The organism is Paenibacillus sp. FSL L8-0644, from assembly GCF_038008165.1.
In the GTDB taxonomy this organism is placed as follows: Bacteria; Bacillota; Bacilli; order Paenibacillales; family Paenibacillaceae; genus Paenibacillus; species Paenibacillus polymyxa_D.
Window position 1 is genome coordinate 3871062 of record NZ_JBBOYN010000001.1, and the last position, 26315, is coordinate 3897376.

A 26315-nucleotide genomic window follows, 5' to 3' on the forward strand; every position below is an offset into this window, starting at 1 on the left:
CGAAGCTTCTCCGATACTGAACCCATCCAGCCATTTCATTGACCATGCATGGTATTATTTTCTTTCCGAAATGGGTGCATGTGCATCCAGGGATTAAAGTACGCTATCAAAATGATTTCATCCCTGTAATGGAAGAATCGCGTGAAAAGTATGAGACTTATCCGAAGCATGTAGTTCCTGAATTCGCATATATTACTTTCATTGAAAATGCAGGTGTGAACAACGAGAAGTTGATTGCCCAGGCACCTTACGCAGGCATGACAGATGATATTCGTGCGGGTAAGTTGCAAGCATAGTCAATCAAGACGAATTGAACTGAAAAGCCTGAGCCTGTGTCCCATAACGTAAGACAAATTAAAACACCTACCAACCTGGTCATACCCTGTCTACTTGACAGGGGTATGACCAGGTTGGTAGGTGCCCAGCATCTTTTTTAATGTTCTCTATAACCATCTAATCTCCATTGGCTATTCTTCTTTCTCTTTTTCATCATGAAGCATCTTCTCTAATACAACATATACAAACTGTGCTCCGTACTTCATGCCCTGCCAGTACAAAGCTTCATTCTCCAATGCTTGCTTGTAATGATGCTTATCCTCCCATTCCGAGAATCCAGGTCTGTTCACAATATCCATCTCAGAAAGTCTCTTCGGTAAGTTTAATCAATTTCTCCAGATCTTTAAATTTATCCAAGGGGTTCACCTTCCCTGCATCCGCATTTATTTAAACACAGCAAGTTGATTGCACGTCACAGAAGGGAATAACCTTATTGCTTAAGGAATTCTTACAGGTAGCGTACAAAGAAAAGAACGCCAAACTAAGGACGCTCTCTTGAATACTCACATTTTCAGTTAAATACATCGGATGTGTCCAACCACTTTAAATCCAAAAAAATCGAAACATTTATTTTGTTGTGCCATACCTTATTTCTATAAACTTTTCCCCAGCTCGTAAAGGACATAGGAAGCTACAATTAAGCACCTCTATATATCGACTCGACATAGCTTTACTACGGCCTCAACGTGTGTCGAGAGGATGAAACGGATTTACTTGAAATTAACTCGTTCCATTTTAAAAATAATAGTTCAATTTCCTTCTTTTTCTTTTTCAGCTAAGCTAGCATGCTCTCTTTTTAGCAAAGAATAATGATATTGATCGCATACCGAACCATCACTAAACCAGTAATGCTCTCGATAAGTCCCTTCCAGCTTAAAATGGAATTTTTCTAATAATTTTATGGATGCTTGATTACACGCTGCAACCGTCGCGTAAATTTTATTCAACTCTAAATCCTTACGTTCAAAAATGGTATCTATAAATAGCTCTAGCAATACATTCGCATATCCTTGTTTTCTATGTTTTAGAGGCAAGTAGTATCCGATCTCGGCACTTTTATTTCGAGAATTATAGTCAAAAAGCTGTATCTTTCCTATCCGCTTATTACTGTTACTTTTATCAACCAAGATATATATTAATTGCCCATTTGCAAGCCTTTTCAGTACATTCTCTTTATAATTGTTATATGGAGGAAGTTCGATTATGGGTCGGCAAGTATGTTGCTCTTTTTCGGTTTTAGTAAGACTCCAATCATATAAGTCTGGTAAGTAATCTTCAATATTCCCACTATTTAAAAGCACAAGTCCTCTTATCATTCTATCACTCCATTATTTTTAAATTTAGATCGTTTGGATAGGGTATCATTTTGGTTTTAAGTATCTATTTTGGCAGCATGGAAAAGCATCGAAATAGCAAACCATGTGGCGTATTACCATATTCCTATATTAACTCTTGTTACACTTCCCTCTCATCCTCCTACTTCCAAAAATAAACATAATAAATCCCCCAACCAATGGTTCATTCTGTAAACTAAATCTCTCTTTTAACCGATAAATACATATGCTGGGTTGTTTATTAAATATCGCCTCTCGTCCCTTTTTAGCGTACAAACCTTGTTATACATATTTATATTGACTCACTGTTATACTCATCTGCGGCTTCTTTAATCAAAAGCAATTTCAAGAAGACGTCCTTTACTTAGAAATACCCATCGCATCTAGAAAGGAGACATGAACTCACTTGAGCGTATTATCAGATGGGATCGGATATGAAAGCCTACGCTTTTATGGTCCCTTTCAGCCATTACACATCGAACAACTTCAAATAACACGCGCCATTAATGATCATGCCTTTTTACATATCAATGGCATGCTCTCCGAAGAACAGGGAGCAGCTTGTATCGGTCAAAATATGGAGCAAGAGCCGATTGTGATTCGTCAGTTGGATGAGCAGGGACAATCGCTGAGAAGGCTGTTCCATGGGATTGTTACACGTATGTCCGTACACTGTGTGCGAGGCGTGTATACGTTTGAACTGGAGGCCGCTTCCCATTCGCACCAGATGGATATCAAACGTAAAAGACGCTCCTACCAAGATATTCATCGTACCTATGATGATTTGGTCACTGCGCTGGTTCGAAAATATCAGTACGGAGATGCCATTGATACGGTAAGCCACTATGCCAAACTAGAGACATTTGTTTTACAATATGATGAGACGGATTGGGCGTTTTTAAAACGCCTCGCTTCTCGCTTTGGTTCCGTACTTGTGCCAGAGGTAACCGCAGCTTCGCCCAAGGTTTTCTTCGGGATGCCTGAAGGCAAGCAGCATAAGGTAGAGCGGGATGTATTTTATCGAGTTCGGAAAACGTTTCATGAGTTGGATGCGGAAAAACCAGGCGAACGTGCTGACTCATATGTCACCTATATGATTGAAAGTCTGCAATACTATGCGCTGGGCGACCTTATCTCGTTACCTATCGGGCAAGGAAAAGAACTGGTCGTGGTTCGAGCAGTGACACAGTTAGCGGATGGCTTACTACGTACCCGCTATGATCTTCAAGCTGAACAGGATATTCGCTATGCCCGGTATGACAACGATCAGGCTACTGGAATTTCACTGACAGGAACGGTGCTCAAGGTACAACAGGATTTCGTACAGCTCCAACTGGACATTGACCCGAAGCAAGATCCTGCCAAAGCGTGCTGGTTTTCGGTGTCCACCCGTTATGTCGCCGAAGAACATAGTGGCTGGTACGATATGCCTGAGATCGGGGAACAGGTGGAATTGTACCTGCCTACGCACCGCGAACAGGATGCCTATGTAACAGATTCGCTGCGACAACAACGCCACACCCATGGACAGCCGAATGTGAAGGTATGGCAACATGTGCAAGGTAGCGGTGTAGAAATGTCTGAGCATAAGCTGACTCTATCCACCTCCGGTAAATTTTCCATTACACTGCATGAAAGTAGCGGCATTACCATCGACAGTCCGGGGAATGTGCAGATTCAGGGTGGTCATGTGAAGCTGGGTGCAGGTGAGGAACTATCACTGGAAGCTGGCACGGCGCTATACTTAAAAGGTGGAGCCAGCAGCATGATATTGGATGGTGAGACAGACACCAAAGCCCCAGTGATTTATCAAGAAGGTACGGTAAAAGCTCCAGTTTTCGTAGCTGACCTTCCTCCTGTGCCTGAGCCGCCACTCATGAGCATAAAAGCCTATGAAGCAGCCCAGTCAGCAGCCAAGGATTCATCTAGCAGCCAAGCCTCTACCCCTAAAGCAAAAGTCACAAGTCCAGCAGAGCTTAAACAGGCGAATGCCTTGATGGGTACGGTGTCCAAGCTACTAGGCTCCATTCCAGTGATGGGAAAAGTGGCTGGCGTTGTTGCAGGAGCGCTAAGTGGACCTGCAGGAGGTGTGATTCTGAGAGCAACCGCAGCGATCCCTGTTCGGAGCAAAGGAACCCCTTCCGTTGGAGGCAGTAAGGGGAACGGTATTCATCCGTTGAAACACTTGGCTGGTCTAGCATTACAAGGGTTAATTACTCAGTATGAACATGAGCAAGCGAGACATGCCTACTATAGCAAATGGATTCTGGGGAAAGTGTATACAAGCGCACGTCAAATAGTACATTCCGGCAGCCGATTAGAGCTGATCCAAAACTTGCTGACAACATCGAAAACCATGGTTCATGCCTATCAACAGGTACCTAAAAGTGTTAAAGATAGAATGCTGAGGGAATATAAAGAACAAGAAAAAGCTAGGGCTGAAGCTGCTCTTAAAGCAGAAAAAGAAGCTAGAGCTAAAGCCCTTAAAGCGAAAAAAGAAGCTGCGCCACCAGAGCTTACAGATGAAGAGTATGAGAGAATTTATAGTGATTATGTCTATTGGGCTTCATTAGAAGGTGATCGCAGACCTGAAATTCCGCTAGGAAGCTACCGTGCTGAGGACGGGGTGGTTCGTATGGCGAATGGAGATCCAGATTTTAAATACTACGATGACTGGAAACAAAACTATCCAGGAGATTTTTTGGTTCTATCTAATCAAGAGGGCATCACACCGGAAGAACAACGATGGATGAGCTATGCAAACCTAACAGCAGAGCCGTTTGCACTCGACGGTCGAGGTGGTGAAGGTAGAGCCTTTAAAAATGAATTCTCCAAAATGAGCAAAGAAGGGGCATCTGAGAACGCTAGGCTCGCAAGAGAAAATGTGAGGGGAATCCAACAGCGAATAGATCAGAAGAGCATCACCACAAAAAATGCATCCGAACCTATTGAGAACGCATCAGAAGTTATGCCTTCAAAAGCAGGTAAACCCAAGGAGAAAACTCCTAAAAATGAGGGGACGGGTAAGCCTAATAAAAAGAGAGAAGAAGAGAATACCAAAAAGCGTGTATTGGAGAATATTGAGAAAAGTAAAGCCGCCCGAGAAACTTCAAATTACGATGAATATTTAAGAAAAGAGAAGGAATTACTTAAAGAAATAGAGAAGAAGAATGCTCTTGAGGGGATGGGTAATGGTGGTAGGAATCTCCTTAACACTACAAATCCTAAGGATTTCCTTGATGAGGCTTTGGAACAACAGGGTCTGACGAGTATACCAAAGGGACTTAAGCATCCTTGGACAGCAGATGGATTTGTATTTGAGGTAAGAATACATCCCGGTAATAGTCAACATACGAATGCGAATAGTATTTATAGAGTATCAAGAAAGTCAGCTCCAAATCCTGATCCTAAAATTCAAGGAAGTGGTACTGAGTATTTGGGGACGGATGGTAAGTGGTATAAGGAAAGTGAACTTAAAGAATTCTTTAAGGATGGAACGAAAAACCCTAATTTTAATGCCACTGGAGCAAAAAATACACATATAAATTTACCATAGGAGATGATTCTAGTGTTTATTATGAATTTAGATGAGGTAAATGTAGAGATTGACAAAATTAATACTTATTTAAGTAGATGCTTATGGATGGATTTTGAGTTTTGTCGTATGAACGCAGGACAAATTGTGTTGTCAGGTAGCATAGATCAAAGTAGTGATGAGTATGCAATTGATATTGAGTTTGAACAACCGTATTTTGTTTCTACTTTGTTTTTATGGCATGGGGATACATCTAAAATATTTATTGAATTGGCAAATGATGAAGAAGCAATGGAAATGAATCAAAAATACAATGTGGAATTTGGGAATTACATTTTCAAAATAAGTGTAGAGGGTTTTGATAGCCCGCCGATTATCATAGTGGCAAAAAAAATATCATGCAAAATCCTAAATGATAATCCTTTTCCAAAATCTTAATCTATCTACTCGAATACTGTCATAATCTTGATTTGTTAAATACTTTTCAAGGTTTATTTGGAGGAGGTGGGTGACGAATGAACCTATCACTCAACCAATAACACATATAACCCATGTAATACCCGTATAAAAAAAATTCTTCATTTCGGTTGTACGCACATCAACTGCTTTAAAAGTATAACCTAGATAACGTAATAGCGTTACATTGAACAGGTCGATTATGGTCAGATACTACTATGATTGACCTTTTTTTGTTATCCTTATTACTTAAATAGGTATTTCACCCAATATTTTAATCTACATATAAACCCAAATTCTCTTAATGAAAAATATATTTTTAAAGATAATTCAACATCCCTCCACACAATATAATGACTTGCCATTCCTCCCCATCAGAGTTAACATACACACACTCAAACAACGGGAAGGAAAATGTGCTATGTCAAATTGGCCAGATTGGTTTCTCGAAGCATTACGCCAACGATTTTATCATTTAGAACTCGCTAATGAACAACAGGCTTCATGTTCATCAGAGGACAACAATCTATTCACTCAAATGGATCAATTCAAAATTAACCAAAACGAGGATATTCAGCAACCACTATCCGAATGGGAAGAAGCAATTGGCTACCAGTTAAGCCAGGACAAACAATCCATGTATATGGAAGGAGTAAAAGACGGGATTCGACTGATTCTCCCCGTCATACACCCTACAGTTACTCGTTAGTCTTTTTATCGCATTAGCCTATGATTCTGTTAGTCCAATATTTCATCTATGCTCATTCCACTTTTCAAGGTAAAAACAAAATGCGCTGGTGAGAGAATCGTGATCTTCTCCACCAACGCATTAAATAGGTTATCATCAAATTGTTCCAGTATATCTTGCCGTGAGCTTAGTACTTGAATGATTTCATCGACTCGCTCCTTGATTTTTCTTTCTGATCCTCTTCCTCCTCTAATAACAAAAAGAATGCAGTGTTATCTGGAAGCAAAGACAAAGCAGGATTATTGCCAAAAGATTCTCTTAATGAATATGCAGTGGGAAATTGCGCAGAAATAGATGCAGTGAATCAAGCACTAAATCAAAAGGCTAATGTGAATGATTTATATATATACTATTAAAACAACTCCACATCGAATTTGGAGCAGCAAAAATAGCCTGCGAAAACTGCACATTTACTTTAAAAAGAAATATTGCTGACGCACTAACCGGATGGTATAAAGGAGACCAGCGATGATGCACATGGAAAAATTCAGACATATTTCAATGAGGGCTAGAGTTGCATATGGTATTAGCTGTTTTGAGAACGCTATTATAGCCTTGAAATATAATGTTAATGATTGGAAGATCGTTTTAAATTATTTATGGGAATTCACTAATATACAATACTTGGATGATTGGAACGATATAGTCGTTGAATTAATTCCTGAGAATTTAATAGAATTCAAAACATACGAGGAGGAAGAGTTTAAGAAGTTGAGTAAAGATGAATTCATATACTTGTATAGCTTATATCAAAATATTGATGGATCAGTCGACGCCTTACTACGAGGTATTTATGACCTTGGTATCAGTCATGCGTACACTGTAATCGAAGGATACGGCGAAAGCAGTTTGAAATCTTTAGAGAGAATTATAAAGCTCATGATAGATTACAATTTTCCATTGCCAAGTATCGACCCATTTCTAAAATTTTCTATAGAAGAAAATAGAGGATGGGGTGATAAGTTTGATGGTACAAAATTATCTAAAATTCTTCAACCAGGAAATTGATAAGTTTAATTGCACCTAAATATTAAAATTTCAAAAGCTTATTCCAACTTAAATCTATGAGTTGGGATAAGCTTTTTTTCTAAAGATCTAGCTGATTTACATACACACAGTTAGCCTTATAGCAGATTTCACAAAAATAATGTCGTGATCACGATCACGGTTTAGACTGTAAATTTAAGTTAAAATACAAACAATTTTAAATTTATTTCAGCTGAAACCAAAGATACCGTGATCGATCACAAAGAAAAAACAAGGAAGTGTACAAAGATGAAAAGAACTGATTTACCTCTTGTCTATTCATGTTCTGGATGTTCCTCTGCAGCACAAACCGCTAACATGATCGCTATACAAATGGATCGAGAAAAGGTTGCTGAAATGTCCTGTATTGCTGGTGTTGGTGGTGATGTCAAACCGCTTGTCAGAACAGCAAAATCGGGACGTGACATCATTGCAATTGACGGCTGTCCCTTGTCCTGTTGCAAGAGCTGCTTAGCAAGACATGAGGTTCAAGCCAAACACCATTTCCTGCTGTCTGACTTTGACGTACCCAAGATAATAGGAGAAGATCCTAACCCCGATCATTATAGGAATGCTTACACACAAATCTTAGAACAAATTGGACAATAATTCTTAATCAAAATAAAAGTGTGTATCGAATTTTTACTGGTGGCTCCTAACACATCTTTAAGGGCCACCAGTATTATTTTTGTACAATAAAACATCTTTTTAATAAGGAAAATAATTATCGAATGTTTAAATGAATTTGTCTCACAATTTAAAATTGATAAAATTCCTATGCGTCCTTGTACAAACGAAGATTTAATTAATGTGGGAAAAATGACTAGCAATCGAGCAATTAGTTTGTTAACCATTCCAAAGCAATCAAGCTTTATGTCTTAATGTCAACATGTAATGTTCCATTGATCGTAGTATTTAATGTATCCCCCAGAACTTCTGAAACAAATCTAAGAGGAACCATAATCCGATTTGGTCAAAGTGTTGTTATTTACTGCAACTTCAACTTAATATGGTCTATTACCTCTCTCCATTTATCAACTAGACCCTCATTAAGGAGCTAAAACACCGATACATCCTGTATTCATTCTGTCCTTACTGACAGTAAACAGCGCTCAACATGTGCCGAGACGATGTAAAGGATTATACCTCTCGCTTAAGTTGAAAATACTTGCTTTGAAGAACAATATACGATACTGAAAACCTGGTAAACAAATTCTAAAACCGACTTTCTAGGAAGGTATTCATTTTTAACGAAAAATAAGCGTTTGATTAAATAGCAAATCATTTCTCTTTAAGTAATTACCATTAAAAGTAATAGGAACCGAAGTTCCACTGAAGTAATCACTCTTATTGTCATGTTTTATAGCATGAACATGAAGATGCGGCTCACTGCTGTAACCTGAGTTCCCTACTTTCGCAATTTCTTGTCCAACCTTGACAAAATCATTTTTCTTAACTAGCAGACTATTTTTCTTCAAGTGTAACAACAGAATATTATATCCTTTGTGTTTGATGATAATCATATTTGTAGTACTACGACCCAGAGAGTTTGGCACATTATCTTCTACTCCATCCACAACTTCGATAATTCTACCCTCAACTGGACTATATACTGAATCATTATAAATGGGGTAGGATTTTAAAGATTCAGGATTATCAAATTTTCCTTTTCTTGAGCCTAACGGGGTGAGCTTAGTTATATCCACCGCATATTTCAGAGTACGATGCGAAAAGTGATAGTTCATAGATGAACTCATTCCACCATTCACTACCTCGTAAGCCCCTCCTTTCAAAGGGAAGGCTAAATCGACTGCATCTTCGTGTTTAGGAGTGGATGTAATGTATGAAATACTAAATAAAATACATATAAAAACTTGATATATCGCTAATAAACCATAAAGAGAAAGGGATATTCGTGTTTTTCTACTTAAGCCATTAAATTTAAAAGAGCGTAAAGTAACCATTTGACGGAATAAGGAACATCCAAACAATGCGATGCAAACCGGACGTAAATAATAGCTAATTTCTGTCCAATCATTTATGAATAAAATTATGAACGTATATGCACTTGTAAACAAAGTGTGTATATACCACGAAATACGATTTTTAAATGGAAAGTAAGCCATGATCCAGTAAAGTATAAGCGGAATCAACAGCATTTTCACAAAATAAAAAAACATCAATTTTTTCCCTTATCATATGATAATTTGCTTCTTACCTCTTCTTGAAATGCAGTATCCGTTAATAATTTGTAAAAAAACAAATCCAGCTTCTGCTTGAGCCAAATATGATCCACCCCAGAATCATCTTGAATAAACATGGCTAGTTGAATGTCATTTCCTTCCCGATCCGTACAATATAAAGCCTCTGTTAGAACAGAAATGGTAGATCCACCTTTGTTTCCAAACTCTATTAACTTGGAGTTATCTACTTGTCGCTGAATTAGCATTTTTAAATATGGATTTATAGTAGAAGGAACCAACTCCTCCTTGTGTATGAGCTTCATGAGGTAAGCATATTCTTTAGTCGTTGAACGAGGAAGCTTGCGCGATTCCAGCACTTGAAGCTTTCGTACATAATTCTGCCTGGTGTTCCATTTCTGAATACATTCTATCCCCTGATCACGATTTAAAATCTGATGAATTTCAATAGATTTTTTCATATATTCCTCGTAGCTCATCTCACTTATCTTTTGTATCGACTCTTTAAAGCCTATGTTTTCGGTCTCTTGGATATAAGGAGACATGAATCCCGCAGATGAAAAAGGAAAGATTTTATCATGGGAAGAAAGTGAAAGCTTCATAATATTCTCATTTATCTTATCCAAACCCATTTTCGCCATCAGAAATTCTGTATTGGCATTGGAACTATATGCTAACATGCCGTGGGTAATATCCAATAACGTAATTTTCCCTTGAACCTCTTTATGGTTTGCGCGAATGGATTTGATCCAGTTATGATGAGCGTTACCATCGGAAGCAGGAATATAAAATTTATTTAATTCCTCTAAAGGAACAAGTTCCTGCTCATCTAATATTTTCGCCACAACTTGGCGAGCAAATTCAATAGCAATAATCACTTTAACTGTACTGGCAAGCGGCATTTTAACTTCTGAGTTATAGCTGATTTTCTCCATACCATTTTTGATCATAAACAAAGATGCTTTACTCGGATTTTCCTTCAAAAAGCTTAGAACATCCATTTCTGTTTTCTTATTATTTTGGCGCTTCGCAATGAATAAAAACAGGATACATATGAACACAAATATTAAAATTATAGCTACTAACAATAAAATTATTTTCATACTTTGCTCCTTAATGGACACGCTTAGGCTGAAGTTCACATAAGTCGTCACAGTTCCCCACGGGAATCACCTTTCTTTTAGAAGCTATATAATCATACAAACAACCACCTATACCCATTTTTTTGAAAATAATTATAAAGGGAACCGCCCACCAAAGATACGGTATTCTTGTACAAATTTGTGCAATAGAGTCAATTCCACGTTGTATTTTACTGGAATCATTCATTGAGAAACTATGCATTCGCCTTTCTAATTCATTAACATCTAATTTGTATGCTTGAACCAATGAAGAATTCCGAAAACTAACAAGCCGTAGCAGTCTAAAATAATCTAGCTTGTACAAATTGTCTTTTATATTTGTACAGACAGGACACCAACCATCATAGAAAACCAGAATTTGTTTGTGTTGAAAGCTTACATATCCTATTTTTCTTGTTTTTCTTCGAATTATAATTGATATTTTCCGGAAACTGATCTTTATAAAATAGTATAACTTTTTATATTCTCGATCCGTAAACAACAATAATTCCATAACAATCATAATTAGTGAAAACGTCAGTAAGCCCATGCCTATACCGATTCCTGCATGAAACAATATCATAGCAATAACTACAAACGGTTTAAGGCTTTTATTAATTACAGCAAAAGGAAAAGCTATTTTAACAATTATAGATAAATAAGTGAATAAAATGGTGAGCCCAACATAATGGTTAACCATATAATCCAAAATAGGTCTGCTAAACTCTCTTACCTGAGAGATATAATAAAGTGCCGTTCCGTTTTGCCACATTTCCCCCATAAGCTGGTACATTCCTGAGAAGAAATAAACAATACACAGTTGTATAATACAAAAAAGTACTGCAAAATTGTGGATTATCACAGATAACTTATAGAGTAAAGAGTCTTTCAAGTCTTTTCCAGATGAGTTGTTCATTTTAGAATCCAAAGATAAATAGGCAGTGTTATTGGCGAACGACAGAAAAAACATATTCACTATAAGTAAGTTGTCTCCTCCATCACTAATATGAAAAGAACGAACATACAATGAATAAAAAAATAGGTAGGCCAGAATTGAAAAAAGCCGGCCTTTATATCCTATTAAATAAAAAATAGTAACTATAATTCCTAGGTGATAGATAAAGTCAAAAAATAAAGCTGATGAATTCAAATTATATAAAGACCATGTTAATGACTTGTACCCAGCAGAATAAATATTAATTCCAGATTCGTGCCAAAAAAAGTATCTCTGTTTATAATGAATAAAATAATTGAAAAGTAATATCAACCCGATACATATCCGAAGGATACTTGTGCCAATAAGAAAGCGTTCATTCATAAAAAAATTACGGTAATTCAACAACATCCTTTACAACTCCTTTCCAACCATATACGACATTCTCTTCTTTCACTTTAAAATGAAGATCATCTCGCTTTGAATATGGAATTGCATCCGATATTGAGGTCATAAACTGGACATCGGTTATTTCATGTTTCAAAAACTCTCTTTTCGCAAACGCAGAGGCATAGCGGTATATGATTTGTTCAACTTGATCCGAATCCTTTTCTAAAGAAGCATTTATTTCTTTGGCGACATTATCTTTTTTAGATATTTTCTCCATTAATTTATATGTTAGATCATCTTTTCCTCCTATATATAATTGATGTATGTATCCACTACCAATTCTGAGCATCCTATTATAAGGTGAAAATATTGTCGTCTCATTCGTCCTGATCATAGGTTCAGTAACATCATACCAATTGCTTATAACCGTTTTGGCACTGCCCTCCCCCTTATACTTTACACGTACATATAATTTTAGATTTTGAGTCATAGGCTGGGGAGCAAATAGATGCCAGTTTTGTTGAAAAAACCGTCCGACATAGTTATCAGTTACTGATTTCAATGAAACAGAGACCGGGTTAAGCGGTCCAGCGTGAAGAAAAATAAAGAAGAAATGAACCATCAAGAACAACGATAAAGAGAATAACGTAGCATTTAAAATACACGTTTCGCTTCTTTTTTTCATTTAAGCAATCACCTCTTTTTAATAACATCAGGGAGAGAGAAATATAAAAATCTGATCCTCTCCCTGATATTTAAGCTATTTATCAAAAATTACATCTGCATTCTCTACATCACTACTAGAAACACCTGTACCTAATAGACTTCCTAAGCGGGTCGCTTCTCTCAAAGCATCCTTGTTAGCATCCCAAGCTGATTTACCAACTTGCCATGCTTTACGAGCAAGGGATGTTATTGCTTGAGGCTCAACAGCAGCACCATTTGCATGCGCGCTAATTAAAGGAGAAGAATTTCCAGAGGAAACGTCATAATCAGAAGCGTAAGAAGCGCTTAAACTTACAGTAGAGAAGGCTGTGATGGCTAGAGCCAGACTAAGTATTGTTAATTTTTTCTTCATAGATAATTCCTCCTAAGATGGTTAGTAACAAAATAATTTTTAATCTCTTAGTTTTATAACTTTTTTTATGACTATTATTGAATATAATTACTTATAATTACTTATTATATCACTCCCTTCCATATTTTATATCTTATTTTCCCTTGCCAAAAATCATAAACATAAATTTTTAGTAATTAAAATTAAAAATTATTTCGGATTATATCTTATTCCAGCAGGTGCCGCGCTTCATTTTATAAACCATCGAAAGAAGAAAACAATAACTTGCCATTCCTCCCTCTATCAGAGTTACCATGCATGCACACACTCATACCACAGGAGGAGTAATGTATCCTGCCAAATTGGCTAGATTGTTTCAAGAAGAATTACGCCAGCGATTTTGTAAACAACATGATTAAAACGTAGCAGAATGTCTACAAGCTCCATCAAACTCTATGCCTTAAATATTTCATGTCTACATTTTTCAAATGATTAAAAATAAAAACCCGCTCAATGAGCGGGTTACAGTATAGAGGCGAGGGGATATATTCAAGCTTTCCTTAACATCATTTCAGCAGACCGTCACTCTTAATACTTTTAAAAAGTGATTGCATTTATTCTCCACTCAAGCTTTTGGCCCATTCAGCAACCCTACGACTGCTTTCTTCTTCTGACAAATCCTCGATCCTGGTCATAATAGACCATCTTACTCCACAAGGGTCCAGTATACTTCCGAATCGATCCCCTGATACAAAGTTTGCAACTGATTCCCTTAGTTTTGCTCCTCTTTCTACCGCATTTTCAATGACCTGATCCACATTCATTACGTAAATTCCGAAAGAATAACACGCATGGTCTCCATCTGGCGGCAAGACCAATTGATATGCCGGATTCGCTGCTCCCAGCTGCAAAAAACCATTTCCAAAATCTAATTCCGCATGAACAATAATTTTATTGCCATTCTCATTAGGAAATTCAGTAATATCCTTAACTCTTGCATTGAAAACAGTTGTATAAAACTCAATTGCTTCAGAAGGATTCTTCACTGTAATAAAAGGGGTAATAGATGTAAAGCCGTTGGGTATCCCCTTCTTTGTATATTTACCTGACACTCCCGTATATTCTCTGCTTTCAGTCATTTTGACTCCTCCTTTAAATGATCGTAATAGTTCAGTTTTATGCTTATTCCTTTATTGGATTGAATTCATCAACTCATAGTAATATTTGGATGCACGAGTCTTATTTAGACTATACCAGGCTTCTAATGTCTTAGAAGAAAACACACCCAGAGCTTTCAAGACGTGTACGGAAAATTCCAAAGGAGCTGTTCCAGATGCAGTGATTAGTTTTCCATCGGTTACAGCAGACTCCATTTTGTAATACTTTTCGCCCGTGTAGGTGGGACAGATCATTTTGAGGTATTCCAGATCATTGCTTGTATGCCAACGTGAATTCAGTAATCCTGCCTGGGCAAGTCCCATGGTCGCACCACAAATCGCAGCAACCCATATCCCTTCCTCTAAGCACCTCTCAGCGATTTTTAAAATCGGTTGATGAATGGTTTCTGTCCATGTATTTCCACCGGGTAAAATCAATGCATCTGTGCTTTCAATACTGCACTCATCCAGATTGATGTCAGGCAGTATTGTCAATCCGCCCATGGTAGTTACAGGAGTCTTTTCCAGTCCCACGGTAACAATTTTGGATGGGGACAGCCCCTTTTTATAATATCTCCCCGAGTTCAGTTCGGCAGTTAAGTAACCAATCTCCCAGTCTGCCATAGTGTCAAATACATACAGATATACCGTACTATTCATTCACAGGTTCTCCTTATTTTATAATTTATCAAGTGATACCAACCCTCGGTAATCCGTGATTATCCTCATTATAAAAAAGCTTCACTGACATCTGCTGTCAGTGAAGCTTTTAGCGCTGATAATATTCCATTAACTCCGACGCAACAGCGACAAGCTTTTTCTTCAAACTCTGTGGTTCGATGACTTGAATAGATTTCCCGTAGGTTAGGAGCAAATAAGGGACATATGTATGAAGTGATTTTTCCTCAAGCAAAAAGATGGCTTGATTGGATGTGCGCTCTTTCAGATGATGCCCCAAAAACCAATGCAGACATAAGTCATCCAATGCCTCCGACCTGCCTTCGATCATTAAAGAAATTAAACCGTCCTTGCCTACTAAATCAGGCAACAGATTTTGCATAAAAAATTCACGAGCCGAAAAAGCCTCAGGACGCTTAAATAGGATTGGAGTACGCTTGATTTGTAGAATCCGATCTGCCCGAAAGCTACGGATCTCATTCCGTAGGTGACAAAAAGCAACAGTATACCATTTACTGTTCCAGTAAACCATTCCATAGGGGTCTATCACCCTATTCTTGGGTTGTTCTTCATGGCTTGTGCGATAATCCATTTCTACAGAGAATTCGTTGGCTACAGCCTGCTCCAATTCTGCCAATATCGGCTGAAGAGAAGGTTCTCCCATGCGATTTATCACTTCAAATCCGGCTAAATGACGGCTAAGTATACTTTCCTGCTCTTGATTCGAATACATTTTCAATTTTGACGTCGCACTGCTTAATGCCTCACTCAAAGGGTATCCAGCTTCTTTTGCAAAAACAGCAGCATGAAGGAGTGCCTTTTTCTCCTCCATATCAAATAGTAAAGGTGCTCTAATAAAATTATTCAGCAAGCTATACCCGCCATTATGGCCCGTGTCGGATATTATAGGCACTCCACTGGCGCATAAAGCATCAATATACCGATAAACTGTCCTTATATTTATTTCTAACTTTTCGGATATTTGTTTTGCAGTCATTTTCACACCCGAATTCAGCATCCATAGAATCGCCAGCATATTATCGTTTTTTGGCATACCATGAACCCTCCTCTCTCATTAAAGCTCAATCTTTATAAATATCTTTTGAAACTCCGTCTTAAAACCTATTATATGCTTTTCTCTGCACAATACTCCCCTCCCATATCTCCTACTTCCAATAATACACATAGTAAATACCACAACGAATGGGGCATTCTGTAAACTAACTCTCTCTTTTAACCGATAAATACATATGCTGGATTTATCATTAACAACATATCTAGCTGAGAATCTCATAATAACATTTACCAAAAACAACTATAGAAGGAGACATCTATGGAAAACACCGTGACGTACGGTCATATCGAAATCATGCCTTATGAATTTGTACGCCTTCATGAACTTAAAATCCTAAAAACAGTCAATGATCATGCCCGAATGATCTGTACAGGTATCATCTCGGAGAAAAAGCGCGAGCTGTATGTGCGTGCTTCGGATGAGGAAACCCAGGTCAAAGCTTTTGTTACAGACAAAAATGGCAATCGACAGCCCCTTTTTCGAGGCATTGCCTTGGATGTGGAGGAAAAAGTCGTTCATGGGGTTCATTATCTGACCGTCGAAGCCATTTCTCATACCTACGAGTTAGATATTAAGCGGCATCAACGCTCTTTCCAGAACCCCAAGCTCACCTATACAGGTCTGATTGAAAGTATTGTATCGGACTATTCCAAAGCCGAAGCGATGGATGTTGTATCTCACAAGAAGCCCATCGGCACCTTTATCATGCAATATGATGAAACCGATTGGCAATTTCTGAAACGAATGGCTTCCCACTTCTACTCTCCACTCATTCCTGCGGTGGGCTACGGAGTACCAAAGTTTTATTTTGGCCTGCCTATGGGACTCAGCAAAGGAGAAATACAATCTACGAATTATAAAGTAACCAAACGAGTAGCTGACTTCCAGACCGCCTCGGAAAACCATATCCCCGGCGTACGTGATGCTGATTTTATCCAATATGAGGTCGAAACGGAGAAATTACTGGAACCTGGCTATGAAGTAACCTTTCAAGGTCATAAGCTGATCGTAGCTGAGGTGCTAACGGAGATGAAAGACGGGGTGCTGACCCATACCGCCAAGCTGTCACCACGAAGCGGCTTACGTCCAATTAAAGACTACAATCGCTCCATTATCGGCGCTTCCATTCATGGCAAGGTACTGAGCGTTCGTCGGGACAAAGTACGCGCCCAGCTCGATATGGACGATCAGCAAGACCCGAACACGGATTACTGGTTTCCCTACTCTACCATTTATGCATCTGCGGATAACACGGGCTGGTATTGTATGCCTGAGGACGGGGATAGCATCCGTATCTATTTCCCCAGTTATAAGGAAGAAGAAGGATACGCGATCAGCTCAGTTAAAAGAGAACCGCAGCCTTCCACGGGAAAATCTTCTGCGACTTCTGGACATGCCACAGCTTCTACTTTGTCTGCCGGATCAAAGTCTTCTTCAGCCTTATCCGCAGCAGCTCCTGCCCCAGATCGAATGGCTGACCCTGCCATTAAGACGCTGCGAACCAAATACGGCAAAGAAATCATGCTCGCCCCGGATCAAATCGTTATTTCTGGCAATGGCATGTCCATTGTCATTAACGATAAAACAGGCATTGATATTGTAAGCGGAAAAAATGTGAGCATTAGTGCGGCTTCGGATATTGTTATGAGTTCCGGTAACATCCAGCTTTCCGCCGGAAAAATTGAGCTGTCTGGTAAAGGCAACACGATTACGCTGGATGACAAAACCACCTTCTCCGGCACGGAAATTAAGATGAACTAACGGAAGGTGAGAACTAGCAGATGGATAAACAAGCGGCGTTACACCATTTTAAAGAGCACCATTTTACACCTTTGCTGGACATTCAGTTGGACATGCTGGAAGCCAAGTTTCAGCGTTGCCAAGCTCAACTGATCTTCGACTTCAAAGAATCGTTCAGGGATTTGTGTATACACATTCTGAGCATGCAGCAACAAGGTCAAAAACAACCCATTGGATATATTCACTACTCGTTCTTGCGCACTCAGATGCTGGAGCAATCCTACCTGTATATGGTCGAGGCTTACTCTGCTGAATGGTACGAAGATGATTCCGATTGCAAGTTAACCTATGACGCATCATGGGCTTACGCAGCAATGAATACCATGTTGGAAACCTTGGAGCAGGAACGAAAAATATATATGGGGACGATCACTTCAGTGGACGTTGAACGACTGATGTTGGAATCCGCTCCTTTTTTTCACCAGTTTGTGAACTCCCTCCTGCGCTTAGGGATGGCAGAAGTGGTTCAAATGCCTGAGTATCTCGCCATTTATAAAGCTGATCGTTTAGCTATCCGAACGGGCGAGTACAAGGATATCAGCGAGAATCTATATGCCGAAGATCAGGAAGCACTTCTTGCAGATCATGTGAAAGAGCAATTGATACATTCCAGTGAAGAAGAACCCTATGTTTACGAAAACCTAAAGCGGCATTCTCTTCCCCACCTTCACCTGATGCAAAAGGATTTGCGCTATAACGATTTTAGCCACAGTGACTTACGGGGAAGCCAGTTTCACAGCTGCATATTGATCGGAAGCATCTGGCAACGAGCCAATCTGGAAGGAGGCAGCTTTGGGGGATGTCTACTGACCGATACGGATTTTAGATATAGCGATTTGAGAGGTGCTAACTTCAATAGTGCCAGCGGACAGCCGTATCGGGAACATGGAGTTCGGGTGCCGGGGCTATGTGGGCTTCATTTCGAACACGCCAACCTGGATGGGGCCGATTTTACGGATGTACATTCGTTTGAACATGCATATTTTGAGGGGGCTTCGATGCAAGGAACTCTTGTCCCACGAAAGTACCAACAGCATTGGAAACTAAGCGAAGCACAGCTTCAATCTATTGTGTGGACGGAATAAGGAGGAATGTGTATGCGCCATTATTATGTGCTGGTCGATGATCATCGTATTTCCCGAAACATTAAACCGATGAATTTAGACCTTTTTAAAACGCCATTTGTTGGCATGCCTCCGGCTCAGGTTTTAGATGTTCATGCGACAGAAGATGCCGAGTACACGGACTGGCTACCGTTTTCACCCTCACAACCGCTATTTTCCGATTCTATGAAACGGATTCTAGAACTATACAATACACAAGCTCGTTTTAAACAGGTGTATATCGTGAACCGTGAACCTAGCCGTCAAGAATTATATTGGATTTCATCCCTTCCCTCTGTGGATGGCATTTCAGAACAGACTGAATTTTATGCGCACGACCAAACCTTAAAACGACTTGTGCTGGATAGTCAAAAGGTGAATGGACACCATTTTTTTCGACTGTCTAACGTAAGGGAACCTTATTTCATTGTTAGCTTGGAGGCTGCTGAAAGCTTACTGCGGCGGAGTTTGAGTGGTTTTCAGCTACAAAAGCTAGAACTCTTATAAGGAGGTTCAAACTTGACGGAGCATTGGGATGAATTTTTTTTGAAACTGCATCATCAACAAATATTGAAAGAGCAATTAAGTACAGCGGAAAACGATGAAAGCTGGATGATGGTAACTATTGAAGAAGCGATGGAGGGAATTTCAAAAGGCTCGCTAACCCTATCGGATCAACAGGAAATCCGGTTTCAAACCCTTCCTGTCTTTGAACAGCAACTCACCATTTCCCTACCTGACTCTCTTATTCCAGAAGTTCGGGCTGGACAGACGTTAGATCCGTCGAAAAGCTTCGTTGTTCAGGACAAGCTGGGCGGAATCCTGTTCGGTCTGCACCAAAGCAGGCAAGAACTGGACCCCACGCAAATAGAAATCTATCAACAACAAATGATTGAGCAAACGAGTTGTGCACAACCAAGTATGAAGCTCGTAGATAAAAAGGCTCTTTCTATTCAAGATACCATCATTGGCTGCTATGAAGCTATTTTTCTAGTTTCCCCCTCCCCCTATTATCAGATTGTCTTTGTGCGTTCCTGGCATGGCAAGGCTGTGATCGGGAGTTGTCAATTTAAGCTGGAGGATGCTCCCCTCTGGGTTCCGTTAACCTATGCTATGCTGCACACCGTAACATGGTCGGAGCTTTCTTGATTCTATACCTTTTATTCAAGGAGGTACTTGTATGTTTTTACCTATACTTATTAAAGCTCTGGCCCAAGGTGCGCTCAGCGGAGAACATTCTTATGTGGTGAGAGGCGCCAAGTTACAGTGCAGTCAAGGTACAGATCCTGGTGTGCTTAATATGATGTACAGCCACGGTGTCTTCATTAAAGATAAGCCTGTTCTGAACGTAGACGATGCCATCTGTGGAGCCAATATTAGCAAAATCAATGCTTTTGGTCTGTGTAAATTGAAGCAAGGTCTTCCCTGTGAACCGGAGATTGCGTTTGGGTCCAAGTGGACAGGTGGGAAAGAAGACGTATTGGTTGAGGGGGCACCCGCCCTACTCAACAATTCGACCTTAATGTGTAGCTGCCAAGGTGTACAAGAGGCGATATCCTCCTTTTTTGGTGCAGACAGCACGGGATCAGGTGGTGGAGGTATCATCTCCATTACAGATGACGGACAGGATGGTTGATTTTATCAAGCAAGGAGATTAAGGATGAACATCGTAGCGAAAGACCGCTTTACCTATCAGCACTTACATGTCACTTGGCCCTATGGCAAGCTGCGTCTTCATAACGTCCATATGAGTCACGAGCTCGGAGAACATGCTAGACTGGTGATCACGGGTAGTCTAGAAGCCGATCAAGCACACACAATCATTACCAAAGCAAGCAGCGACGACAAAGTCGAACTCTGGTATTCCGATGCCAAAGATCAAAAGCATCCCTTATTTATGGGACAACTGTACTGCGTAGATGTGGAGCACAGACATCAGGAGATCGTGGTAACTCTCGACGTCATTTCTCATAGTTTTAAACTAGATACGCAGCTCAAAAACCGCTCCTTTCAACACATCAATCAAAAGTATGCGGAGATTGTAGATGCGGTGCTGGCCGATTACAAAGGCTCGGATAAGATTGATGAAGCGTTTGAGAAAAAAGAAACAGGCCAATTCATCATGCAATATCAGGAGACAGATTGGACTTTTTTAAAACGGCTGGCTTCGCATGTGGGAGCCCTTCTCGTCCCTAATATCGTTTCACACCATGCTCAAATTTGGATCGGTATACCGCAGGCCAGACAGCATATTCATTTGAAAGAGGTTCCTTTTACGCTTCAACGCAAGATTGCTCCCTATCTGGATCAAGAGGCGAATGGCTGGAGATCTGCCAGCATCGGAGATTACACCCGGTATACCTTTGAGTGGAATCGAATGCTGCAATTGGGAGATGAAGTCGAGCGCAATCACGAAACCTACGTCATCACCAAACGTGAAGGACAGTTGGTTCGCGGTTTAATGACCTGGTCGTATGAATGCGCATTGTCACAAGGCTTGAAGGTCCCTAAAATCTATAATCGTACCATCATTGGCGCGGCTATTGAAGGAAAAATACTAGATGTCAACCGGAATCAGGTGCGGTTGCATTTGGATATAGACGATCAGCAGAATCCCAAGGATGCCCAATGGTTCCCCTATTCTGCTGAAGGGAATCAGGTGTGGTATCTAATGCCGGAAAAAGGTGCGCAGGTGAAGTTGTATTTTCCTAGTGCAGACGAAGACGATGCGATGGTCATACAATCGGTTCGAACAAAACCATCCAGCGTTGCTGTCCCTTCATCTCACGCAGCTCAAGGTGCCGTGGTCGAATCGTCTGCAGAACGCCACCAGCGCAAAACAGCCGATCCCGGGGTCAAATCCTTTGCAAATCCACAGGGAAAAGAAATCTCCTTAGGGAACTCTGAACTGTCGATGAGTGCGCAGGAAGGGTCACTGTACATTTCCATGAATACCCATAACGGTGTCAGCCTGAACAGCACCCAACGTATACAAATCCAAGCCGCAGGCAGTCTCAGTCTTTCGGCAGGTAGCATTCAGTTGCAAGGAACCAACGGCTTACACTTGAATACAACAACCGATACGTTGGATCTGGAGCAGGAAGTTAATAGCGTGAGCTCAGAAATCCAACTTAAAGCTTCCCTGCATCAATACTACCCAGAACCGATTTTGTCTGACTTTGAGAAGCAAGTCGTTGAAAAGGGAATTCAAGGCGTAATGGGAGCACGCGTTAAGGAAAACGTAGGCGCCACGCTCAAGGGAGAATGGGATGCGGGTTTGGATTTTGCAAAAGGAATGTGGGATTCGTTTGTCGATATAGCGGATCTTGTAACAGTTCCTCTTGCTTTACGTTTTATCTTGCCAGAAGGAATCTTGAGACGTAATGAAACCTTCGAAGGTATTCAGCATGGTATAGAATTGGGCGTTGAGAAAGGTACCAAGTATGTGGAAGTTATTAAAAATTCGTCCAGTGTAGGACAGGGATTTAAAGACGTTGGAAATGAAGTAAAAAAAGATGCCAACTTTGTATGGGACGGCATCACAGAACCTATCGTAAAAAAATTGGATAACTTCTTCCCCAACCCCTATACCGATACCAAACAGGAAAGTTACGATGCAGGATATGATAGTATAAAAGCTGCGGAACGTGCAGCAGACATTTATACAGTTCTTAAAGGTGGCACAAAGTTAGTTAAAAATCTTGGAAAGCTGGGTAAAGAAGAAGCCACCTTATCTAAAGGGGCCAAGGAAACTGGAGAAAAGAATGCCGGTAAAGGTGGCGCGCCGGGATTATTCGGAGATACAGCAAAAGCTGAATCTGCCCTTGCCAAGGCTGGAGATGGAAAATTCAAAACGAATGCCATCCGTTTTCCTAACAATTTTGAATCCTTGGGTAGTTACTTGCAAAGTGTAGCTAGAAAGATGAATATTCGTATTACTAAAAGGTCACCCATCTTCGCAACTGTTGGAGATCATTATCGGTTTCACGAACCTGGTCCTGACGTCCCACATTCTAAAGGTTCCGGTGCAAAGATTTCGCCTGAGAGACAAAAACAAATTGATGCGTTAGAATCAGGGGAGTATACGGGTAAGAGTACTAAGGGGCCGGTAAAAGTTAAGTACGACTATACTAAGGTTTCAGAAATGGAAGAGCGAATCAGACATGAATCTAAAGAGCATGGGCAGTTTTTTGACAAGGATGGTAATTTAATTGGAGACACAGTTGTCGGTACTGAGAAGGCAATAGATATTAGTGATTATAGGCACACAGGAAAAGATGCTGTTTTTACACATAATCATCCTAACAATGGTCCGTTTAGTTTAGAAGATATAATGGTGGCCGTGGACTTTGATATGCTAGAGATGAGAGCAATAACTCCCAATGGAAAGTTGTTCAATATGACTAGAAGAATTGACGGATGGAAAGTTGATGGTCAGTCGGTTCGAATGGTGTATCGATTAGTTCAAGAGGAGTTAAGAGCGGATATTAATTTCAATAAGTTATATAAAGAGGGGCGAATGGATGAAGCATGGGATATGTTTTATGATAAGGTAGCAGAAAAAATTGGTGGAGAGTATAAACGACAATAAGGGGAAGATGATAAAATTGAATAAGAAATTTCTTTATACTAAACCTAGTATAATTGGGGTATTGGATTCAGGAAATGATAGTTTTAACGATATAGGTTCTTGGCTTTTTGATGATTCCCCAGATTTACTCAGAAAAAAATTTAGGGAAGATTCATTGGATGAATTAGTAAAGGAGTTAATAGAAATTTTTCGAGAAGGAAATCCTAATTACCAGGAACTGGCCGGTTTGTTTGGCTTGGTAAAAATAGAAGAGGTTGAACAAGGAGGTGTAAAAGTATGGAGCTTACGTAATATTGAGCGATTAGCAGGTGATTTAACTAAGATAGAAATGCACATTGATGCTCAGCGTTTAATTATCAATAAGCTATATTTATATATAAATGAATTGTCTAATTTGCAAATAATCAAAAAAAAGTTGAATAATCACTTTGAAGGTATGCCTTATCAGGTCGTTAAGGATGGGGTTGTGTTTGTTGAAAAAGAGACTATTATAACTATTATTAAAAGACCTGATGAGTAATAAATTAATTATTGTATGTATTTGGTAAATATCTATTACAAAGGTTAGTTACACTATGAACGATTGCTTAATAGAGTGGTGGGATTTAGCGATGGAAGACAAATTTTTATGAGATTAGGTATTTTTCGTGGGGGCTACCCAGTGCCGAACGAAAGACTTAACCTCATCATTACAACTAACTTTTGTTTTACCTGTAGGAAGTTTTCATGAATTGAGATGTACGCACAGAAGTGCTACATAACAACTAATTGAATATATCCTATTTGACGTAATAGCGTTATGTTAAAAGGGTCAATTATGGTCAGATACCACCATGATTGGCCTATTTTTTTGTCATACTTAATTAATTGTTTTTTCAATATTTAAATTTATATACAAAACCAACATTTTTTCTAATAAAAATATATTTTTAAAATGAAGTTCACATTCCAATAGAGGGGAAATAAAAAAATGAATCTTAAAGAAATTGAGAAATTACCCGATGTATTACCAACAGAAACATTAGCATTGATGTTTCAAAACGTATTGAATGAATTTAATACTGGTAAAATTGAGAAAAAGGATTTTTTATTAATTCTTAGCCAATTAACAGATAGACAAGTTATGACCTACGAGTTATTGGAAAGTGAAGTAAGAAATAGTATAGATATGGTTCTTTATAGGTTATGGAATACCGATTCTTATGATGATGTAGATATCATTCTTTCAATTGTTGTAAACCTCGCACTGAAAAATTGCTTTCAAAAAATTAAAGATTCAATAAATCAAGATAAGGATATAGACGAATTAATATTAAACGAAATTATAGAAACAATTGATGAAGTTGGTGAAAATATTTCGAATCCATATCATGCTTTGGAAAGATTCAAATAAGCCATGTCAATAGCTTGCTAATAACTTCGGACAAATTTAATTTATAATATTAACAGATTTGCAAACCAACATCTTAACACAAACATGATAGCCCTTTAAAGGCACAGTCCAACTTGAGACACGAGTAGGAATGTGCTTTTTTCATGCCAAAAATAAGCAGTCAATTAGCAAAATGAATCCCAATTCCTATATGAATAACACAACTTGCCCTTCCTCCCTATCAGGGTTACCAACCACATCATAACCTCTGATCCATTCACACAATTGGTCCGTAAATAAATATCAACACGTTCGTTTGCTTTCCATTTAATTTCTGAAAAAGCTTAAATTTATGGAGTTTATACTTCATTAAGTATTCCCTTCAATTCAACCCAGACCCGCACAATAAAGCCCCCTAGCATTCACCGGATAAACCAAGAGGTTTGATCCAATGTCTACACTAGGGGGTGCTCTTCTAACCAGGGGAATTTGTTTTACCCCTTAACCGACCCGGCTGCGATCCCTTCCACAATCCGGTCACTCATGATGAGGAACACGAGCAAAATGGGCAAAATGCTGATCATCAGCGTTGCTCCGATAGCTCCCCAGTCGGTCGTATATTGTCCAATAAAGTTTTGAACGCCGACGGTCAGTGTTTTGTTTTCGTCCGAACTAATAAACGTATTCACGAAAATAAACTCATTCCAGTTATAGATCATGTTAATAATAGACGTCGTTGCCATAACGGGGGTTGTCATGGGCAGCACAATCCGGAAGAACATTCGGTTGACGGAACATCCGTCCATAACGGCCGCTTCTTCCACTTCACGGGGCAGGGCGTAATAGAATCCCAGCAAGATCATCATCGTTGTCGGCAGATTAAAAGCAACATACGACAGGATGATAGAGAGTGAAGTGTCTGTTAAATGCAGTTTGAGAAACATACTGAACAACGGAATCAAGGTGGAATGGACTGGAATCATCAGTCCGACCATAAAGAGCCCGAGAACCAGCTGGCTTCCTTTCCACCGCATACGCGTAATGGCAAACGTTACAAAGCTGGCGAGCAGCACCGTTAACGCCACGGATATGACCGTAATCCACACACTATTGAAGAAATACCGCCCGATATTGCCGCTGGTCCACACATTCATATAGTTCTCCCAATGTGGCTGGGACGGGAGTGCAAACGGCGGAAGGTTAAACACTTCCTGATTATTTTTAAGTGAGAAAAGCATCAGCCACACCAGCGGTAAAAGCTGCGTCACCGCCAAGATGATTAAAATGATATACAAAGCGGCATAACCGACCCGAGTTAACATTTTGCCGCGGGTACCGACTCCAAGCGGATAGTTGGCGGCTGCCTGGGTTTTCATATCCGTTCCTCCCTCTTCCTGTCCT

24 protein-coding genes and 1 pseudogene are annotated in these 26315 nt (G+C 39.6%); 14 read left to right on the forward strand and 11 right to left on the reverse strand.

What is annotated here, in order from left to right:
* Positions 1-44 precede the first annotated feature (44 nt).
* A pseudogene (locus NSS94_RS17580) lies at positions 45-296 on the forward strand (phenolic acid decarboxylase); the annotation flags it as partial.
* Between the two features lie 171 nt (positions 297-467).
* On the opposite strand, the gene NSS94_RS17585 reads toward NSS94_RS17580, so the two are convergent.
* Positions 468-635 (reverse strand): hypothetical protein, encoded by a 168-nt coding sequence (locus NSS94_RS17585; RefSeq protein WP_165264056.1) that lies wholly within the window; start codon positions 633-635, stop codon positions 468-470.
* Between the two features lie 450 nt (positions 636-1085).
* A complete protein-coding gene (locus NSS94_RS17590; RefSeq protein WP_341039776.1) occupies positions 1086-1652 on the reverse strand; it encodes a GNAT family N-acetyltransferase in 567 nt (188 codons plus the stop codon).
* 424 nt (positions 1653-2076) lie between these two features.
* Here NSS94_RS17590 and NSS94_RS17595 point away from each other — a divergent pair, with 424 nt between their 5' ends.
* The 5 genes from NSS94_RS17595 (at position 2077) to NSS94_RS17615 (ending at position 8044) form a co-directional block, all read left to right on the forward strand.
* Positions 2077-5226, forward strand: a complete 3150-nt coding sequence (locus NSS94_RS17595) for a contractile injection system protein, VgrG/Pvc8 family (protein ID WP_341039778.1) — start codon at positions 2077-2079, stop codon at positions 5224-5226.
* A gap of 12 nt (positions 5227-5238) precedes the next feature.
* Positions 5239-5643, forward strand: coding sequence for a hypothetical protein (locus NSS94_RS17600; RefSeq protein WP_199767821.1), 405 nt, complete (start codon positions 5239-5241; stop codon positions 5641-5643).
* Between the two features lie 439 nt (positions 5644-6082).
* Positions 6083-6370 (forward strand): hypothetical protein, encoded by a 288-nt coding sequence (locus tag NSS94_RS17605; protein ID WP_341039780.1) that lies wholly within the window; start codon positions 6083-6085, stop codon positions 6368-6370.
* Between the two features lie 507 nt (positions 6371-6877).
* On the forward strand, positions 6878-7417 hold the full coding sequence (locus tag NSS94_RS17610) for a hypothetical protein (protein ID WP_341039781.1): 540 nt from the start codon (positions 6878-6880) through the stop codon (positions 7415-7417).
* Between the two features lie 267 nt (positions 7418-7684).
* On the forward strand, positions 7685-8044 hold the full coding sequence (locus NSS94_RS17615; RefSeq protein WP_029515604.1) for a putative zinc-binding protein: 360 nt from the start codon (positions 7685-7687) through the stop codon (positions 8042-8044).
* Positions 8045-8682: 638 nt separating this feature from the next.
* On the opposite strand, the gene NSS94_RS17620 is transcribed toward NSS94_RS17615, so the two are convergent.
* The 8 genes from NSS94_RS17620 to NSS94_RS17655 all read right to left on the reverse strand — a co-directional run bounded on the left by NSS94_RS17620 (position 8683) and on the right by NSS94_RS17655 (position 16027).
* The gene (locus NSS94_RS17620; RefSeq protein WP_241081081.1) at positions 8683-9561 is read right to left on the reverse strand and encodes a M23 family metallopeptidase; all 879 of its coding nucleotides are present in this window, start codon (positions 9559-9561) and stop codon (positions 8683-8685) included.
* A 53-nt stretch (positions 9562-9614) separates the two neighbouring features.
* Complete coding sequence (locus NSS94_RS17625; RefSeq protein ID WP_069012534.1) at positions 9615-10739, reverse strand: serine hydrolase; 1125 nt, start codon at positions 10737-10739, stop codon at positions 9615-9617.
* 10 nt (positions 10740-10749) lie between these two features.
* The gene (locus tag NSS94_RS26265; RefSeq protein ID WP_245231612.1) at positions 10750-11538 is read right to left on the reverse strand and encodes a DCC1-like thiol-disulfide oxidoreductase family protein; all 789 of its coding nucleotides are present in this window, start codon (positions 11536-11538) and stop codon (positions 10750-10752) included.
* 544 nt (positions 11539-12082) lie between these two features.
* Entirely contained in the window at positions 12083-12766 is a 684-nt protein-coding gene (locus tag NSS94_RS17635; RefSeq protein ID WP_039273020.1) for a DUF5819 family protein, read from the reverse strand.
* A 75-nt stretch (positions 12767-12841) separates the two neighbouring features.
* Entirely contained in the window at positions 12842-13159 is a 318-nt protein-coding gene (locus NSS94_RS17640; RefSeq protein WP_039273018.1) for a hypothetical protein, read from the reverse strand.
* A gap of 593 nt (positions 13160-13752) precedes the next feature.
* Positions 13753-14277: a VOC family protein gene (locus NSS94_RS17645; RefSeq protein ID WP_341039786.1), complete on the reverse strand. Its 525-nt coding sequence runs from the start codon at positions 14275-14277 to the stop codon at positions 13753-13755.
* 51 nt (positions 14278-14328) lie between these two features.
* The gene (locus NSS94_RS17650) at positions 14329-14955 is read right to left on the reverse strand and encodes a type 1 glutamine amidotransferase family protein (RefSeq protein ID WP_318627503.1); all 627 of its coding nucleotides are present in this window, start codon (positions 14953-14955) and stop codon (positions 14329-14331) included.
* 109 nt (positions 14956-15064) lie between these two features.
* A complete protein-coding gene (locus NSS94_RS17655; protein ID WP_340956454.1) occupies positions 15065-16027 on the reverse strand; it encodes a helix-turn-helix transcriptional regulator in 963 nt (320 codons plus the stop codon).
* A gap of 279 nt (positions 16028-16306) precedes the next feature.
* Between NSS94_RS17655 and NSS94_RS17660 the strand changes: the two genes are divergently transcribed.
* From NSS94_RS17660 to NSS94_RS17695, 8 genes are all read left to right on the forward strand, one after another.
* Positions 16307-17809 (forward strand): hypothetical protein, encoded by a 1503-nt coding sequence (locus tag NSS94_RS17660; protein ID WP_069012528.1) that lies wholly within the window; start codon positions 16307-16309, stop codon positions 17807-17809.
* A gap of 20 nt (positions 17810-17829) precedes the next feature.
* Positions 17830-18933, forward strand: coding sequence for a pentapeptide repeat-containing protein (locus tag NSS94_RS17665; protein ID WP_241113406.1), 1104 nt, complete (start codon positions 17830-17832; stop codon positions 18931-18933).
* A gap of 12 nt (positions 18934-18945) precedes the next feature.
* Complete coding sequence (locus NSS94_RS17670) at positions 18946-19458, forward strand: imm11 family protein (protein WP_241113407.1); 513 nt, start codon at positions 18946-18948, stop codon at positions 19456-19458.
* Positions 19459-19470: 12 nt separating this feature from the next.
* Positions 19471-20100 carry a hypothetical protein gene (locus NSS94_RS17675; protein ID WP_029515611.1) on the forward strand — a complete coding sequence of 210 codons (630 nt, stop codon included), beginning with the start codon at positions 19471-19473 and terminating at the stop codon, positions 20098-20100.
* Between the two features lie 31 nt (positions 20101-20131).
* Positions 20132-20587 carry a DUF4280 domain-containing protein gene (locus NSS94_RS17680; protein WP_029515612.1) on the forward strand — a complete coding sequence of 152 codons (456 nt, stop codon included), beginning with the start codon at positions 20132-20134 and terminating at the stop codon, positions 20585-20587.
* Between the two features lie 24 nt (positions 20588-20611).
* Positions 20612-23542: a contractile injection system protein, VgrG/Pvc8 family gene (locus tag NSS94_RS17685; RefSeq protein WP_341039790.1), complete on the forward strand. Its 2931-nt coding sequence runs from the start codon at positions 20612-20614 to the stop codon at positions 23540-23542.
* Positions 23543-23558: 16 nt separating this feature from the next.
* Positions 23559-24062, forward strand: coding sequence for a hypothetical protein (locus NSS94_RS17690; RefSeq protein WP_341039792.1), 504 nt, complete (start codon positions 23559-23561; stop codon positions 24060-24062).
* Between the two features lie 450 nt (positions 24063-24512).
* Complete coding sequence (locus NSS94_RS17695; protein ID WP_341039794.1) at positions 24513-24935, forward strand: hypothetical protein; 423 nt, start codon at positions 24513-24515, stop codon at positions 24933-24935.
* A 473-nt stretch (positions 24936-25408) separates the two neighbouring features.
* Here NSS94_RS17695 and NSS94_RS17700 read toward each other — a convergent pair whose 3' ends face one another.
* Positions 25409-26290 carry a carbohydrate ABC transporter permease gene (locus NSS94_RS17700; protein ID WP_069012544.1) on the reverse strand — a complete coding sequence of 294 codons (882 nt, stop codon included), beginning with the start codon at positions 26288-26290 and terminating at the stop codon, positions 25409-25411.
* Positions 26291-26315: the final 25 nt, after the last annotated feature.